Annotated in this window: 12 protein-coding genes, 1 rRNA gene and 1 riboswitch; of the genes, 1 reads left to right on the top strand and 12 read right to left on the bottom strand. The window is 69.2% G+C overall.

Annotated elements, in window-relative coordinates:
- Positions 1 to 40: 40 nt before the first annotated feature.
- Positions 41 to 2,929 carry an aminomethyl-transferring glycine dehydrogenase gene (gcvP, locus tag ACZ6BG_RS14210; RefSeq protein ID WP_469000345.1) on the bottom strand — a complete coding sequence of 963 codons (2,889 nt, stop codon included), beginning with the start codon at positions 2,927 to 2,929 and terminating at the stop codon, positions 41 to 43.
- 188 nt (positions 2,930 to 3,117) lie between these two features.
- A riboswitch (glycine riboswitch) is annotated at positions 3,118 to 3,215 on the bottom strand.
- 185 nt (positions 3,216 to 3,400) lie between these two features.
- On the opposite strand from gcvP, the gene ACZ6BG_RS14205 reads away from it, so the two are divergent.
- A complete protein-coding gene (locus tag ACZ6BG_RS14205) occupies positions 3,401 to 3,763 on the top strand; it encodes a PRC-barrel domain-containing protein (RefSeq protein WP_469000342.1) in 363 nt (120 codons plus the stop codon).
- 155 nt (positions 3,764 to 3,918) lie between these two features.
- Here the strand turns inward: ACZ6BG_RS14205 and ACZ6BG_RS14200 are convergent, their stop codons facing one another.
- The 11 genes from ACZ6BG_RS14200 to rrf form a co-directional block, all read right to left on the bottom strand.
- Positions 3,919 to 5,766 (bottom strand): DNA polymerase IV, encoded by a 1,848-nt coding sequence (locus ACZ6BG_RS14200; protein ID WP_469000340.1) that lies wholly within the window; start codon positions 5,764 to 5,766, stop codon positions 3,919 to 3,921.
- A 93-nt stretch (positions 5,767 to 5,859) separates the two neighbouring features.
- Complete coding sequence (locus ACZ6BG_RS14195; RefSeq protein WP_468462228.1) at positions 5,860 to 6,492, bottom strand: MerR family transcriptional regulator; 633 nt, start codon at positions 6,490 to 6,492, stop codon at positions 5,860 to 5,862.
- A gap of 248 nt (positions 6,493 to 6,740) precedes the next feature.
- On the bottom strand, positions 6,741 to 7,214 hold the full coding sequence (locus ACZ6BG_RS14190) for a bifunctional nuclease family protein (RefSeq protein ID WP_005475662.1): 474 nt from the start codon (positions 7,212 to 7,214) through the stop codon (positions 6,741 to 6,743).
- Between the two features lie 53 nt (positions 7,215 to 7,267).
- Positions 7,268 to 8,011 (bottom strand): transcriptional regulator FtsR, encoded by a 744-nt coding sequence (ftsR, locus tag ACZ6BG_RS14185; protein ID WP_469000336.1) that lies wholly within the window; start codon positions 8,009 to 8,011, stop codon positions 7,268 to 7,270.
- A 43-nt stretch (positions 8,012 to 8,054) separates the two neighbouring features.
- Complete coding sequence (locus ACZ6BG_RS14180; RefSeq protein ID WP_469000334.1) at positions 8,055 to 8,939, bottom strand: FHA domain-containing protein; 885 nt, start codon at positions 8,937 to 8,939, stop codon at positions 8,055 to 8,057.
- 139 nt (positions 8,940 to 9,078) lie between these two features.
- Positions 9,079 to 9,912: a DUF881 domain-containing protein gene (locus ACZ6BG_RS14175; RefSeq protein ID WP_469002874.1), complete on the bottom strand. Its 834-nt coding sequence runs from the start codon at positions 9,910 to 9,912 to the stop codon at positions 9,079 to 9,081.
- 56 nt (positions 9,913 to 9,968) lie between these two features.
- On the bottom strand, positions 9,969 to 10,301 hold the full coding sequence (locus ACZ6BG_RS14170) for a small basic family protein (RefSeq protein ID WP_003988855.1): 333 nt from the start codon (positions 10,299 to 10,301) through the stop codon (positions 9,969 to 9,971).
- Complete coding sequence (locus tag ACZ6BG_RS14165) at positions 10,298 to 11,197, bottom strand: DUF881 domain-containing protein (RefSeq protein WP_469000332.1); 900 nt, start codon at positions 11,195 to 11,197, stop codon at positions 10,298 to 10,300. Before ACZ6BG_RS14165 ends, ACZ6BG_RS14170 begins: the two co-directional genes overlap by 4 nt.
- A gap of 89 nt (positions 11,198 to 11,286) precedes the next feature.
- A complete protein-coding gene (locus ACZ6BG_RS14160) occupies positions 11,287 to 13,782 on the bottom strand; it encodes a sugar phosphate nucleotidyltransferase (protein ID WP_385725489.1) in 2,496 nt (831 codons plus the stop codon).
- 111 nt (positions 13,783 to 13,893) lie between these two features.
- Complete coding sequence (locus ACZ6BG_RS14155) at positions 13,894 to 14,502, bottom strand: CDP-alcohol phosphatidyltransferase family protein (protein ID WP_087883245.1); 609 nt, start codon at positions 14,500 to 14,502, stop codon at positions 13,894 to 13,896.
- 174 nt (positions 14,503 to 14,676) lie between these two features.
- A 5S ribosomal RNA gene (rrf, locus tag ACZ6BG_RS14150) occupies positions 14,677 to 14,770 on the bottom strand; the annotation flags it as partial.

Below are 14,770 nucleotides of genomic sequence, written 5' to 3'. Positions count from 1 at the left end.
CCCGCGGATCCGCCGACGCCGCGCCTACGGCGCCGCGGTATCAGTCCTCGTACGCATCCAGCGGCGGGCAGGAGCAGACCAGGTTCCGGTCGCCGTACGCCTGGTCGATGCGGCGCACCGGCGGCCAGTACTTGTCCGCTGCCACCACTCCGGCCGGGAAGACGGCCTCCTCGCGGCTGTAGCCGTGCTCCCAGTCACCGCCGAGCGCGGCTGCGGTGTGCGGGGCGTTGCGCAGCGGGTTGTCGTCGGCGTTCCACTCGCCGCTCGCGACCTTCTCGATCTCACCGCGAATGGCGATCATCGCCGCGCAGAACCGGTCGAGCTCGTCCAGGTCCTCGCTCTCCGTCGGCTCGATCATCAGCGTGCCGGCGACCGGGAACGACATGGTCGGCGCGTGGAAGCCGTAGTCGATGAGCCGCTTGGCGATGTCGTCGACGCTGACGCCCGTGGACTTGCTCAGCGGACGCAGGTCGATGATGCACTCGTGCGCGACGAGCCCGCCGGGACCGGTGTAGAGCACCGGGAAGTGCGGCTCCAGGCGCTTGGCGATGTAGTTCGCGGAGAGCACGGCGACCTGCGTGGCGCGCTTGAGTCCCTCACCGCCCATGAGGCGCACGTACGCCCAGGAGATCGGCAGGATCCCGGCGGAGCCCCACGGCGCGGCCGAGATGGGCCCGACGCCCGTCTCGGGACCGGCGGCGGGCTGCAGCGGGTGGTTGGGCAGGTAAGGGGCGAGGTGCCCGCGCACGGCCACCGGGCCGACGCCGGGGCCGCCGCCGCCGTGCGGGATGCAGAACGTCTTGTGCAGGTTCAGGTGCGAGACGTCGCCGCCGAAGTGGCCGGGCTTGGCGAGGCCCACCAGGGCGTTGAGGTTGGCGCCGTCGACGTACACCTGGCCGCCCGCGTCGTGCACCTGCGCGCAGATGTCGGCGACGTGCTCCTCGAAGACACCGTGCGTGGACGGGTAGGTGATCATCAGGACGGCGAGCTGGTCGCGGTGCTGCTCGATCTTGGCCCGCAGGTCCTCGACGTCGATCTCGCCGTCGTCCGCGGTCTTCACCACGACGACCTTCATCCCGGCCATCACGGCGCTGGCGGCGTTGGTGCCGTGCGCGGAGGACGGGATCAGGCAGACGGTCCGCTGGTCGTCACCGTTGGCACGGTGGTAGCCGCGGACCGCGAGCAGTCCTGCGAGCTCTCCCTGCGAACCGGCGTTGGGCTGCAGCGACACCTTGTCGTACCCGGTGACCTCGGCGAGCCGCTCCTCGAGCTCCCGGATCAGCGTCAGATAGCCCTGCGCCTGCTGGGCGGGCGCGAAGGGGTGCAGTTGGCCGAACTCCGGCCAGGTGACCGGCTCCATCTCCGTGGTGGCGTTGAGCTTCATGGTGCAGGACCCCAGCGGGATCATGCCGCGGTCGAGCGCGTAGTCCCGGTCGGCGAGACGGCGCAGGTAGCGCAGCATCGCGGTCTCGGAGCGGTACTGGTGGAACACCGGGTGCGCCATGAACTCGTCGGAGCGCTGCAGCCCGGCGGGCAGCGTGTCGGCGACGGAGGCGTCCAGCGCCTCGATGTCGGCCTCGACGCCGAACGCGGTCCAGATCGCGGCGAGCTGCGTCCGCGTCGTGGTCTCGTCGCACGCGAACGACACCTGGTCGGCGTCCACGAAGTGGATGTTCACGCCGCCCTCGCGGGCCGCGGTCACGATGTCGGCGGCCTTGCCCGGCACGCGGACGGTCAGCGTGTCGAAGTACGCCTCGTGCACGACCTCGACACCCCCGGCCTTGAGGCCCGCGGCGAGGATCGTCGCGTACCGGTGGGTGCGCCGCGCGATCGCCTTGAGCCCCTCGGGCCCGTGGTAGACGGCGTACATCCCGGCCATGACGGCGAGCAGCACCTGGGCGGTACAGATGTTGCTGGTCGCCTTCTCCCGACGGATGTGCTGCTCACGGGTCTGCAGCGCGAGCCGGTAGGCCTTGTTGCCGTCGGCGTCGACGGACACGCCCACGAGGCGTCCGGGCAGGCTGCGGGCGAACTTCTCGCGCACCGCCATGTAGCCGGCGTGCGGGCCGCCGAAGCCCATCGGCACGCCGAAGCGCTGGGTGGTGCCGACGGCGATGTCCGCGCCGAGCTCGCCGGGCGAGGTGAGCAGCGTGAGCGCCAGCAGGTCGGCGGCCACAGAAACGATTGCGCCCAGGTCGTGGGCCTGGTCGATGAGGGCCTTGATGTCCCGTACGGCACCGGAGGCGCCCGGGTACTGGACCAGCACGCCGACCACGCCGCGCTCGGCGACGTCGGCCGGGATGCCGTCCGTCAGGTCCGCGACGACGACCTCGACGCCGGTCGGCTCGGCGCGGGTCTGGATCACGGCGACGGTCTGCGGCAGCACGTCGGCGTCGACGAGGAAGACGCCGTTCTTGACCTTGCCCAGGCGCCGGGAGAGCGCCATGGCCTCGGCGGCGGCGGTGCCCTCGTCGAGCAGCGAAGCACCGGAGGTGGGCAGTCCGGTCAGGTCGGCGACGACGGTCTGGAAGTTCAGCAGCGCCTCCAGGCGGCCCTGCGAGATCTCCGGCTGGTACGGCGTGTACGCCGTGTACCAAGCCGGGTTCTCCATCACGTTCCGCAGGATCACCGGCGGCGTGAACGTGCCGTAGTAGCCGAGCCCGATCATCGAGTCGAGCACCTGGTTACGGTCGGCGAGGGAGCGCAGCTCGGCCAGGACCTCGGCCTCGGTCCGCGCGCCGGGCAGTTCGAGGGCGTCGGCGTTCTTGATCACATCCGGCACCGCGGCGGCCGTCAGCTCGTCGAGGGAGCCGTACCCGACCTGGGCGAGCATCTTGGCGCGGGCTTCTGCATCGGGTCCGATGTGCCGCTGTTCGAAGGGGATTCCCTGCTCCAGCTGCGAGAGCGGAGTACGAGGAGTGGCGGTCATTGCGGAGGCCTCCTGGTCTGACACGACCTGCGAGGGGCACCACGGCGCGGGTACCCGGACGGCCTCCCCCTCTGTCATCTCAACCTGAGAGCTTCACAGCTCCGCCCGAGGGCAGCGCTGCTTTCACCGTCGGTGAGGAAGGGTTCCGAACGTGCCCGCCCGACGCCCGCCCTGCTTTCCAGAGTGACCTCGTCCGTGCGGTACATGGGCCTGAGAGATTCCGGGGAGGAGTTGCTCCTTCGGCGCCTCCGGTGCTGCCACCGAAGAGCTCTCCCGCACGGGGTCAACAGCCACTCGCCAGCCTACCAGCGAGGACCGTGGCCGATCCCTCGAGTGGCCGCCCGCCTCGATGTGCTCTTTCGTAGTGATGACGAGCGAATTCTGGACGAGTACGTACTAGCACGTACGAGCAGGTACGAGTACGCACAAGCAGGTACGAGCACGAACGACTCGCGACCAGTTGGAGGGCCCGTGCAGACCGATATCGATCCGCGCAACCTGATCGGCCGCAAGGCGTTCGACCGCGACGGGGCCAAGATCGGCACAGTCGACGAGGTCTATCTCGACGATGCCACCGGCGCGCCGGAGTGGGCGGCCATACGGACGGGGTTGTTCAGCAGGGACGCCTTCGTCCCCCTGGAGCCCAGCGAGCTGGTCGACGACGGCACTCTCCGGGTCCCTTTCGAACGCGCCCTGATCAAGGACGCCCCGGACTTCGGCGTCGGCCGCCATCTGTCCCCGGAACAGGAACTCCAGCTCTACCGCCACTACGGCCTGGACCTGGCTCCACCGCCGCCCCCGCCGGACGTGGACTTCGGCCAGACGTCCGCGTAACCCACGGCGCCGAGATTCCGCCACCGGCCCACACGGCCCGTCCCGGCCCGTCCCGGCCCACACGGCCTACGCGACTCACGCGGCCCACGCGGCTCGCCGTGGCCAGCTGCGGGCTGTCGTAGCCGTCTTCGACCGGTTGTGGACCGGTTGCGTCGTCAGGGCCCCTCAGAGCCCTCGACCCTCACGGCGCCTCCGACACCGTCGGCGTCCCGCCCACCCCCCGTCCACTCCCCGCGCCTGGCCACTCCCGGCTCCCCCGTGGCCACAGTGCCCCCAGCGGAACCCTCCTCCACAGCAGCCCGACCAACACCGACACACCCCGAAGCCACCACCCCCTCGACATCCCCGGCCCCCTCGCCCTCCGCCGCCTCGCCCATCCCCGCGCCCCCGACGGCCTCCCCCACCTCCATGCCCTCAGCCACCAACGGCAACGGATCCGACAGCTCCAGCTCCGGATCATCCGTCCGGAACGTCCGCACCCGCCCCGGCGCCGACCCCGGCGTCTCGAACCGCACCGTCACCCGCCCCAGGCCGCTCCCCTGCACCCACCCCGCCCCATGCGCCGTATGCCGCACGTCATGCCCGGCCGACCACCTGCGCTCAGCCAACGACACAGACTCCCCACCACCACCGCCGCCACCACCAAACCCGCCACCGCTGGAGACCCCACCACCAAGCCCAACACCCCCAATCACCGCACCACCAGCTCCCTCACCACCAGACTCACTCCCGCCCGCAGCCTCACCCCGCCCATCCCCGTCCCCATCCAGCACCTCACCGCCACCCCACTCCCCCACCCCAAGCTCCACCCCGCCCCGAACCTCCACACGCGCGCCCGCACTCACGCCCACCTCAGCCCCCACCACACCCTGAGAACCCGCCCCGGCCGCACCGGCTCCCACACCCGCCTCCGCCGCAGCATCGGCCTGCGCCTGTGCCTGAGCGAACAAGTCCTCCTGCGTGTAGTCCGCAAGCCCACTCACCCCGACCCCCAGCAACCGCACCCCACCCGTCGTGTCCACGGACTCGAGGAGCCGCGCGGCAGCCTCCCGCACCACCCCGGGGTCGTCCGTGGGGCCGCGCAGCGTCTCGGAGCGCGTCAGGGTCGAGAAGTCGAAGCGCCGCACCTTCAGCACGATGGTCCGCCCGGAGTGCCCGGCGTCCCGCAGCCGCTGCACGCACCGGTCGGCAAGGCGCGCCACCTCCATCCGGACCCGCACCCGGTCGTGGATGTCCACGTCGTACGTGTCCTCGACGCTGACCGACTTGGTGTCCCGCTCGGCCACCACGGGCCGCTCATCCCGCGCCAGCGCCATCGCGTACAGCGACCCGCCGTGGGCCTTCCCAAGGAGCCGTACCAGCTCGTCCTCCCCGGCTTCGGCCAGCTCCCCGACGGTGGTGATCCCGGCCCGTCGCAGGTGGTCGCCGGTGGCGGGCCCCACCCCGGGCAGCGTCCGCACGGTCATGGGCGCGAGCAGTTCCCGCTCCGTACCCGGCGATATCAGCACAAGCCCGTCCGGCTTGGCCTGCTCGGAGGCGATTTTCGCCAGCATCTTGGACACGGCTAGCCCCACGGACCCGGTCAGTCCCGTGACCCGCAGGATGTCCGCCCGCAGCCGCTCCCCGACGGCGCGCGCGGCCGCCTCGTCCGCCGCGACGCCCCCCGCTTCCAGGTCCACGAAGGCCTCATCCAAGCTCAGCGGTTCCACCAGCGGCGACAGCTCCCGCAGGAGCCGCATCACCTGGTCGCTGATCTCCCGGTAGAACGAGAACCGGGGCACGAGGTACGCGGCGTTCGGCGCGAGCCGCCGCGCCTGCCCCATGGGCATCGCCGAGTGCACCCCGAACCGACGCGCCTCGTAGGAGGCGGTGGCGACCACACCGCGCGGGCCCAGCCCGCCGACGACGACAGCCTTGCCCCGCAGGCTCGGCTTGGCAGCCTGCTCGGCGGACGCGTAGAAGGCGTCCATGTCGAGATGCAGAATCGTCGGCGCGGTCCTCACATCTCCGATGCTGCCCTAAGCCACTGACAATGCCCCTGAGCCACCAGGCACAACCGCCCCGTCAGGACCCGCCGCCGACCACCGCCGACCGCCTCACACGGCCCGGTTGCGCCGCCTCGCGAGCTCGTCCCCGGGGTGGTGCCCCATCAGGGTCTCCCCGGTGTCGATGCGCTCCCCGTGGAGCTGCGACAGCGCGGCCTCCACATCGCGCCACACGACGCCCACGGCGATCCCGAAGACGCCCTGCCCGCCCTGGAGCAGATCGTGCACCTCATTGGGCGAGGTGCATTCGTAGACCGTCGCCCCGTCGCTCATCAGCGTCGTGCGCTCCAGGTCCCGAAATCCGCTGTCGCGCAGATGCTGGACCGTGGTGCGGATGTTCTGCAGCGACACCCCGGTGTCGAGGAACCGCTTCACGATCTTCAGAACGACCACGTCACGGAAGCTGTAGAGCCGCTGGGTCCCGGAGCCACCGGCCGCGCGCACGCTGGGCTCGACGAGCCCGGTCCGCGCCCAGTAGTCCAACTGGCGGTATGTGATGCCCGCGGCGGCGCACGCCGTGGGCCCCCGATATCCGACCCGGTCCTGCTCGGGGCTCTCCCCCTGACCTTCCGGCCCGGAGGTGCCACCGTGCACTGCCACCGGGCGCTTCGGAGAGTGATCGGCCGAGCTGCTGTGATGCGGGTACGGACCGCCCACCGCTGTGCCGTCGCCGCTGCTTCTCACGCCGACCTCCGTCCTTGACCTGCCTCCTCGACGGTAGGCAGTCACCAGGGGCTCGTCAACGAACGCCACACTCGGCACGCCGGGTGATAATCACCCTGCGAGTGGTTTCCCCTCCCACGCTGCGGGGAAAGGCTAGCCGAATGATCCGGGGACGGCCTCCCGGAGGGGTCCTACGGGCTGACGAACGACGGCGCGCCGCCTGCCGCCGACCGCCCAACCGGGGCGCCGGATTCGCCGCCGAGCGCGGCTCACTGACTGTTGGTGCCGAAGTCCTCGGGCGAGATCTGATCGAGGAACTCGCGGAACTTCTCCACCTCGTCCTCCTGCTCGTCCGGAATGGCGATCCCGGCGTCGTCGAGCACCCCGTCACTGCCGAAGATCGGCGTCCCGGTGCGCAGCGCAAGCGCTATGGCGTCGGAGGGCCGCGCGCTCACCTCGACTCCGCTGGCGAAGACCAGCTCGGCGTAGAACACGCCTTCCCGCAGGTCGGTGATGCGCACTTCGGTGAGCTCCTGGCCGACAGCCTCCAGCACGTCCTTGAACAGGTCGTGCGTCAGCGGCCGTGCGGGCGCCATGCCCTGCTGTGCGAAGGCGATGGCGGTCGCCTCCCCTGGTCCGATCCAGATGGGGAGGTACCGGTCGCCTCCCACTTCACGCAGGAGCACGATCGGCTGGTTGGAGGGCATTTCGACCCGGACACCTACGACGTCGAGCTCGTTCACACAGCAACCCTAGGACGTGCCCGGCAGGTTTGGGTAGTCGGGCACCGATCGGGTCAGCGCACCCGGACACCGAGCGCACTGTGCACGAGCGCCGCGTGCAGCCTGCCAGTGAGCCCCGCGAGCTCCTTCGTACGGGCTTCCGCATGGGCCCTGGTCTGCGGATTGCGGTGCCTGCGCAGCGGCGCGACGACCTGGTCGACGAGGCCCGCCTCTCGATCTGCGGCCGCTTTCATGGCCCTCAGATGGCGGGGTTCGATACCGAATCGCCCGAGTTCGACGACCAGCGCGGCCACCGTCACGGCGTCCGCGTCGTAGCTGCCGTCGGGCAGGGGCGTGATCAGGCCGTACGTCTCCCACTCGGCGAGCTGGCGCTCATCGGCCTCGGCTGCGGCCAACAGGGTGTCCCGGCCCAGCCGTGCCGCCGTGCGCTCCGCGTCGGCCTCCGCGAGTTCGCTGTCGGCGGACTCGGGCGACTGCCCGGGCGCGGGGACGGCGGGGACCTCACCGCGCTCCGTGGCGTCCAACTGCTCGCGGATCACCTTGAGCGGCAGATAGTGGTCGCGCTGCATCCGCAGGACGTACCCGAGCCGCTCGACGTCCTCCGGGCTGAACTTGCGGTAGCCGGACGGCGTGCGCTGCGGCTCGATGAGCCCTTCGGACTCCAAGAACCTGATCTTGGAGATGGTGACCTCGGGAAATTCGTCACGCAGCGCGTTCAGCACCGTGCCGATGCTCATCAGCCGACGGTCCGCGGCGGCGGTGCCGTTTCCGGCACCGCCCCTCGTTGTGTGCAGCATGGACCTTCCCTGGGGATCCCCCCAGACGGAGTCTGGGGGAGGGTCAGATGCCCCGCTGGCTCGCGTAGAAGACCAGCCGGTACTTGCCGATCTGCACCTCGTCGCCGTTGGACAGCGCGACGGAGTCGATCCGCTCCCGGTTCACATACGTGCCGTTGAGGCTGCCCACGTCGGCGACGGTGAAGGAGCCGTCCGCGAGGCGACGGAACTCCACGTGGCGGCGCGACACGGTCACGTCGTCCAGGAAGATGTCGCTCTGCGGGTGGCGTCCCGCCGTCGTCAGCTCGCCGTCGAGGAGGAAGCGGCTGCCCGAGTTCGGACCGCGTCGCACCACGAGCAGCGCCGAGCCGAGCGGCAGCGCGTCCACGGCCGCCTGGGCCTCGGGCGACAGTGCCGGAGACGGCGTCTGCCCCGTGACCTCGGCGTCGTAGGCCTCGAGTCCGGAGATGGAGATCGTCGAAGTGGTCTCGGACGGACGCTCGGCGACCGCTCCGGCCCGCAGCGGCGCACCGCAGTTGGAACAGAACCGGCTCGCCTGCGCGTTGCGGTTCCCGCACCTCGTACACACCAGGGCCGACATGGACGGATCCTCCTGCCGCGGCTGCCCCCCAGGGGCATGGGACGCGTACGGGTCGGGGGTAAACCCTCCACCCGTACTTGAGGTTGACGGTTCCCCGAAACCTATGCGGCCGGAACTGGCAGGGTCAACAGACGACGCGCCCTGTCCGCCCGAATTGTCTCCGCCGACCTGGTCCCGGAACAGCGGGCGCTCGCCCACCTGCGTCTCCGGCACGTCTCCAGCGCGCGGCGCACGATGACGGGCGTCTTCACGTGCGCTCTTGCCGAACAACTTCGCAAACAACTTCACGGGCGATTCCCCTTGACCGAAACAGACCCGCCCGTGGGGCAGGACGAACCCTGATTGCACACACCGTCATACCGCGGCACCACGGACATCCTCACAACGTCCGGAGCCGCCAAACAGTTTCCACCACGCACCCCATCTGCGGTGCGCCGACCCCCCGCAACCTCATGCCCTGGACCAACGGCCCCCATGCGCCCCCGGCTCACTGGGAGGACGACCGAGCGTAGTCAGGCCGCTTCGCCGGTCGCAAGGCATCCACGACGATCTTCTCCGTACGTGCGACAGTCACCGTGGCCTGCTCCTTCTCCAGAGTCTGCACCACCCCGCCAGGGATGTTCAGCGCCGGCTCCAGGTCCTGCGGCTTGCCGATGACCTTGAAGCGGTAGGGCGCGGAGACCTTCCGGCCGTCCACCCGCACACCACCGCCCGTCGCGTCCGACAGATGCGTACTGGCGACCACCCTGACGTCATTGACCTGGATGGCCTCCGCACCGGCGGCGCGCAACTCCTGGATGGCGTCGAGCAGCATGTCAGCCTCAACCGTCCCCTTCTTGTCGTCGATCGTCAGCGTGATGCCGGGACCCTGCGCGGCCACGGTGCCCGCCAGAATGCCGAGCTGCCGTTCCCTCTCGGCGGTCTGCTTGCGGGCCTCCTCGGCCTGGTCCGAGCTGTTCTCGAGACCGGTGCGCTGTTCCTCCAGTCTCCGCTTCTCATCTTCCAGACGCTGAGTTCGGTCATCCAGTTCATCGAGAATACGTACGAGATCTTCCTGACGTGCCCCGCGCAGCGCACTGCTGTCGTTCGTGGACCGCACCTGGATGGCGAGCCCGAGGCCGAGGACGAACAGCAGCAGGGCCACGATGAGTTGCGCCCGCGTAAGGCGCGGAGGCCAGATCCCCTGTACGAGCCTCTGACGCCCGGTCAGGGACGGCCCCCCGCTCTGCTCGCCAGGCGGCCCGTCAGCGGCCGTGCGGGGCGTCACCGGGACCTCGGCGGGCAGTTCCCTGCGCCTGCCGTCCTGAGCCGGGTCGTCCATGTTCTCGGGGTTCTCGGGGTTCTCGGGGTCCGTGGGATTCATGGGACTCATCGGCGTCACGCCCGGAAGACGTGCCGACGGATCGCCGCGGCGTTGGAGAAGATGCGGATACCGAGGACCACGACGACACCGGTGGACAGCTGCGCGCCCACCCCCAGCTTGTCGCCCAGGAAGACGATCAGCGCGGCCACGACCACGTTCGACAGGAACGACACCACGAAGACCTTGTCGTCGAAGATGCCGTCGAGCATCGCGCGCAGACCGCCGAACACCGCGTCGAGCGCGGCCACCACGGCAATCGGAAGATACGGCTCGACCACCGCCGGAACCTCGGGCCGAACCAACAATCCGGCCACGACTCCCACGACGAGGCCCAGTACGGCGATCACGATGTGCCCTTTCCTGCCTTCGGCTCTGCTGTTCGTACGGTCACACTGGGCGCGGCCGGAAGCCGGATGTCGTCCACCGCGGAAATACTGGTCCGGACGCCGAAGTTCTCCTGCAGACCGTGCAGATACTGGCCGTCGACGCTGTTCTGGAACCTCGTGCTCAGCCGCTGCCCGTCACCCACCGCGAGCACCGTATACGGCGGCACGAGCGGCTTGTTGTCGACCAGTATCGCGTCACCGGCTGCCCTGATCGCCGACAGCGCGGTCAGCCGCTGATCGTTGATCGCGATGGCCTCTGCGCCCGACTCCCACAGACCGTTGACGACCCGCTGCATATCGCGGTCCCGCACCCGGCCGTTGTCGGAGAACCCGGAGCTCTCCCGCGGACCGCCGCCACCCTGGTCGGCTTCCTTCTTGTCGTCCACCACGAGCTTCACACCCGGCCCGTGCACTTCCGTCGCACCGGACAGCAGCGACACCAACTCGGCCCGGCCACCGCCGTGCTTCTCCAGCGCGGCCCGCTGACGCGCGCTCACATCGCCGCGCAGGTCGTCGACCTCGTCCTCGAGCTTGTCCGCGTCCGCGGTCGCCGACTCGACCCGTTCGATCAGCTCGGAGCGCTCCTTGGCCAGCTCCGGCGCCGCTATCCGCGCCTGCGCCGCACCCACGGTCACCACGAGCGCGGCGAGCACCAGACCGACCGCGAGCCCCAGCTTGGCCCGCAGCGTCTTGGGGACTCCGCCTGTGCCGGTTTCCCTCTTGCGGGCGGCGGCCTCCGCGTACCCCTCGTCCAGGCTGTGGTCCATGACGGTGGTGAGCAGCGACATGGAGGCGTCCGGGCGCCGGGGGCGCGAGACGGTGCTCCGAACGGGGGGCTGCTGCGGCATGCCGCACATCGTCGCACGTCGCGGGCACTACCTCCGAACGGCCCCACCGGCGTGCCGGACAGCGCCACTTACGGGTGCTGTCCGGCACATATGCGCCATCAGTGCCCGGCGCTGTCCACCACCGCGGCCCACTCGTCGAGCAGCGCCTGGGCGGACGCGTCGTCGGGCCCTTCGGCCCACAGGTGCGTGACGGCTTCCGCGGGGTCGGGCAGGACGAGCACCCAGCGTCCGTCGGCCTCCACGACCCGTACGCCGTCCGTCGTGTCCACGGACCGCTCGCCCGCGGCCTCCACTACATGCCGCATCACCAGGCCCTTGACGGCCCAGGGAGTGGCGAGGTCACGCCTCAGAACGTGCGCACGCGGGATCCTGGCGTCGATCTGGCTGAGCGTGAGCTGCGTACGCGCCACAAGCCCGATGAGCCGCACGAACGCCGCTGTGCCGTCGAAGACGCTGCTGAACTCGGGCACGATGAACCCACCGCGCCCGTCACCACCGAAGACCGTCGAATCGCCGCGTCCGACCCGGGTCAGATCGTCCGGTGACGTCGTCGTCCACTCCACCTGCGTGCCGTGGTACGCCGCGACCTGCTCGGCGATACGTGTCGTGGTCACCGGCAACGCGACCCGCCCACTGCGCCGCTCCGCGGCCACCAGGTCCAGCATCACCAACAGGGCCCGGTCGTCCTCGACGATCCGCCCCTTCTCGTCGACGAGCGAAAGCCGCTCGCCCACGGGGTCGAAGCGCACCCCGAAGGCCGCGCGGGCCGACGCCACGATCTCACCGAGCCGCATCAGACCGGACCGGCGCGCGTCGGCGGACTCGGTGGGCCGCGACTCGTCGAGCCCCGGATTGATCGTCAGCGCGTCGACACCGAGCTTCCCGAGAAGGCTGGGCAGAACGAGTCCGGCGCTGCCGTTGGACGCGTCCACGACGACCTTGAGCTCCGACTCGGCGATGCCCGTGGTGTCGACATTGCGCAGCAGCGACCCGGTGTAGGAGTCGAAGACACTGGCGGGGAAGTGCAGGTCCCCGATCTCGCCGGGGAACGCACGCCGGTACTCCTGGCGCGCGTACACGCGGTCCAGCTTGCGCTGACTGGCCTGCGAGAGGTCCGCCCCGCGCCCGTCGAAGAACATGATGTCGACGGAGTCCGGCACCCCCGTCGTCGTACGGATCATGATGCCGCCGGCACTGCCACGCGCCGTCTGCTGCCGCGCGACCGGCAGGGGCACGTTCTCCAGGTCGCGTACGTCGATGGCGCTGGCCTGGAGAGCGGAGATCACGGCCCGCTTCAGGGCCCGCGCGCCACGGGAGTGGTCACGCGCCGTGGTGACGGTGGAGCCCTTCTTGAGCGTCGTCGCGTACGCTCCGGCGAGCCGCACGGCGAGTTCCGGGGTGATCTCCACGTTCAGGATGCCGGAGACGCCTCGGGCCCCGAAGAGATGCGCCTGTCCGCGGGACTCCCAGATGACGGAGGTGTTGACGAACGCTCCGGCCTCGATCGTCTTGAACGGATAGACCCGCACATTGCCCTGGATGATCGATTCTTCGCCGACAAGGCACTCGTCGCCGATGACGGCGCCGTCCTCGATGCGGGAGGCCCGCATGATGTCGGTGTTCTTCCCGACGACGCAGCCTCTCAGATTGCTGTGCTGCCCGATGTAGACGTTGTCGTGCACGACCGCCTTGTGCAGGAAGGCTCCGCTCTTCACGACGACGTTCGAGCCGACGACTGTGTGCTCACGGATCTCGGCGTCCGCTTCGATCTTCGCGTAGTCACCGACGTACAGCGGGCCGCGGAGCACGGCGTCGGGATGCACTTCGGCGCCTTCGGCGACCCATACGCCGGGCGAGATCTCGAAGCCGTCGAGTTCCACGTCGACCTTGCCTTCAAGGACGTCCGCCTGGGCCTTCACATAGCTCTCGTGGGTGCCGACGTCCTCCCAGTAGCCCTCGGCGATGTAGCCGTAGATGGGCTTGCCTTCCTTCATGAGCTGCGGAAAGACGTCACCGGACCAGTCGACCGGCACATCCGCTTCGACGTAGTCGAAGACCTCGGGCTCCATCACGTAGATGCCCGTGTTCACCGTGTCGGAGAAAACCTGTCCCCAGGTCGGCTTCTCCAGGAAGCGCTCGACCTTGCCTTCTTCGTCGACGATGGTGATGCCGAATTCCAGCGGATTGGGGACGCGTGTCAGACAGACAGTGACAAGCGCGCCTTTCTCCTTGTGGAAGCGGATCAGATCGGTGAGGTCGAAGTCGGTCAGAGCGTCACCGGAGATGACGACAAAGGCATCGTCCTTCAGTGCCTCTTCAGCGTTCTTCACGCTGCCGGCAGTGCCGAGTGGCTTCTCCTCATTGGCATAGGTGAGCTCCATCCCGAGCTCTTCACCGTCGCCGAAGTAATTCTTGACGAGCGACGCCAGGAACTGGACAGTCACTACGGTCTCGGTGAGCCCATGCTTCTTCAGCAGGCGCAGCACATGCTCCATGATCGGCCGGTTGGCCACCGGCAGGAGCGGCTTGGGCATGCTCGAGGTCATGGGGCGCAGGCGGGTGCCTTCGCCTCCGGCCATCACGACGGCCTTCATGTCGGAAACGTCCTCCTTGATAGACGACGATCTAGCCGACTCAGCCTGCCAGGATTGGCCCGTTCACTCAGGTACGAGCCTTCCGGCCGCCCCACCCGTCATTTGACGGGCTCAATCGGCCATGGCATCCGTCTTGACAAGTCGGCGGACCTGAACCACGTAGAGGATCCCTGCCCACCAGTACAGCGTTGTACCCCATCCGGCGAACGCCCATCCGAAAATAGCAGCGAGTGTATGGATCCAGCCACTTCCGTCACTGAGCAGCAGCAGCGGAAAGGCGTACATCAGGTTGAAGGTCGCGGCCTTGCCGAGGAAGTTCACCTGCGGCGGCGGATAGCCGTGCCGCCGCAGGATCCAGACCATCACCAGCAGAACCAGTTCGCGCAGCAGTAGCAGCGCGGTCACCCACAGCGGAAGAATCTCCCGCCAGGTGAGGCCGACAAGCGTCGAGAGGATATACAGCCGATCGGCTGCCGGGTCGAGGAGCCGGCCCAGGTTGCTGATCTGGTTCCATCGCCGCGCCAGTTTGCCGTCGAGATAGTCGCTGACGCCGCTCAGCGCGAGCACCAGCAGCGCCCAGCCGTCACTGTTCGGCCCGCCGAACTCCGGCCTGAGGATCAGCCACAGGAAGAGGGGCACACCGACGAGACGCGCCATGCTGAGGATGTTCGGGATGGTGAGGACCCGGTCCGTCTGGACGCGAGTCTCCTGGACCTCCACCCGGGGGCCTCCTGTGGGGAACGAGCCAATGATGCCCCCTGACCTTACCGTCAGTTGTCAGACGGCCGTGCAGAGGGGTGGCGCGGCTCCAGGAAAGCTCGGAAGAGGTGCCAGAAAACAAAAAAGCCGTGGTTCCAGGACATATGTCCTGGAACCACGGCTTTATAAAGTTAAGTTCGGCGGCGTCCTACTCTCCCACAGGGTCCCCCCTGCAGTACCATCGGCGCTGTAAGGCTTAGCTTCCGGGTTCGGAATGTAACCGGGCGTT

The sequence above is a fragment of the Streptomyces sp. NPDC041205 genome (assembly GCF_055591765.1).
The sequence above is the reverse complement of the archived record's forward strand: the minus strand, read 5'-3'. Positions and strand labels throughout refer to the sequence as shown.

Bases quoted from the DNA above. Each gene is read 5' to 3' on its own strand.
- gcvP (WP_469000345.1), bottom strand. From the start codon at position 2,929: ATGACCGCCACTCCTCGTACTCCGCTCTCGCAGCTGGAGCAGGGAATC.
- ftsR (WP_469000336.1), bottom strand. From the start codon at position 8,011: ATGCTGCACACAACGAGGGGCGGTGCCGGAAACGGCACCGCCGCCGCG.
- ACZ6BG_RS14175 (WP_469002874.1), bottom strand. From the start codon at position 9,912: ATGGACGACCCGGCTCAGGACGGCAGGCGCAGGGAACTGCCCGCCGAG.
- ACZ6BG_RS14165 (WP_469000332.1), bottom strand. From the start codon at position 11,197: ATGTGCGGCATGCCGCAGCAGCCCCCCGTTCGGAGCACCGTCTCGCGC.
- ACZ6BG_RS14160 (WP_385725489.1), bottom strand. From the start codon at position 13,782: ATGAAGGCCGTCGTGATGGCCGGAGGCGAAGGCACCCGCCTGCGCCCC.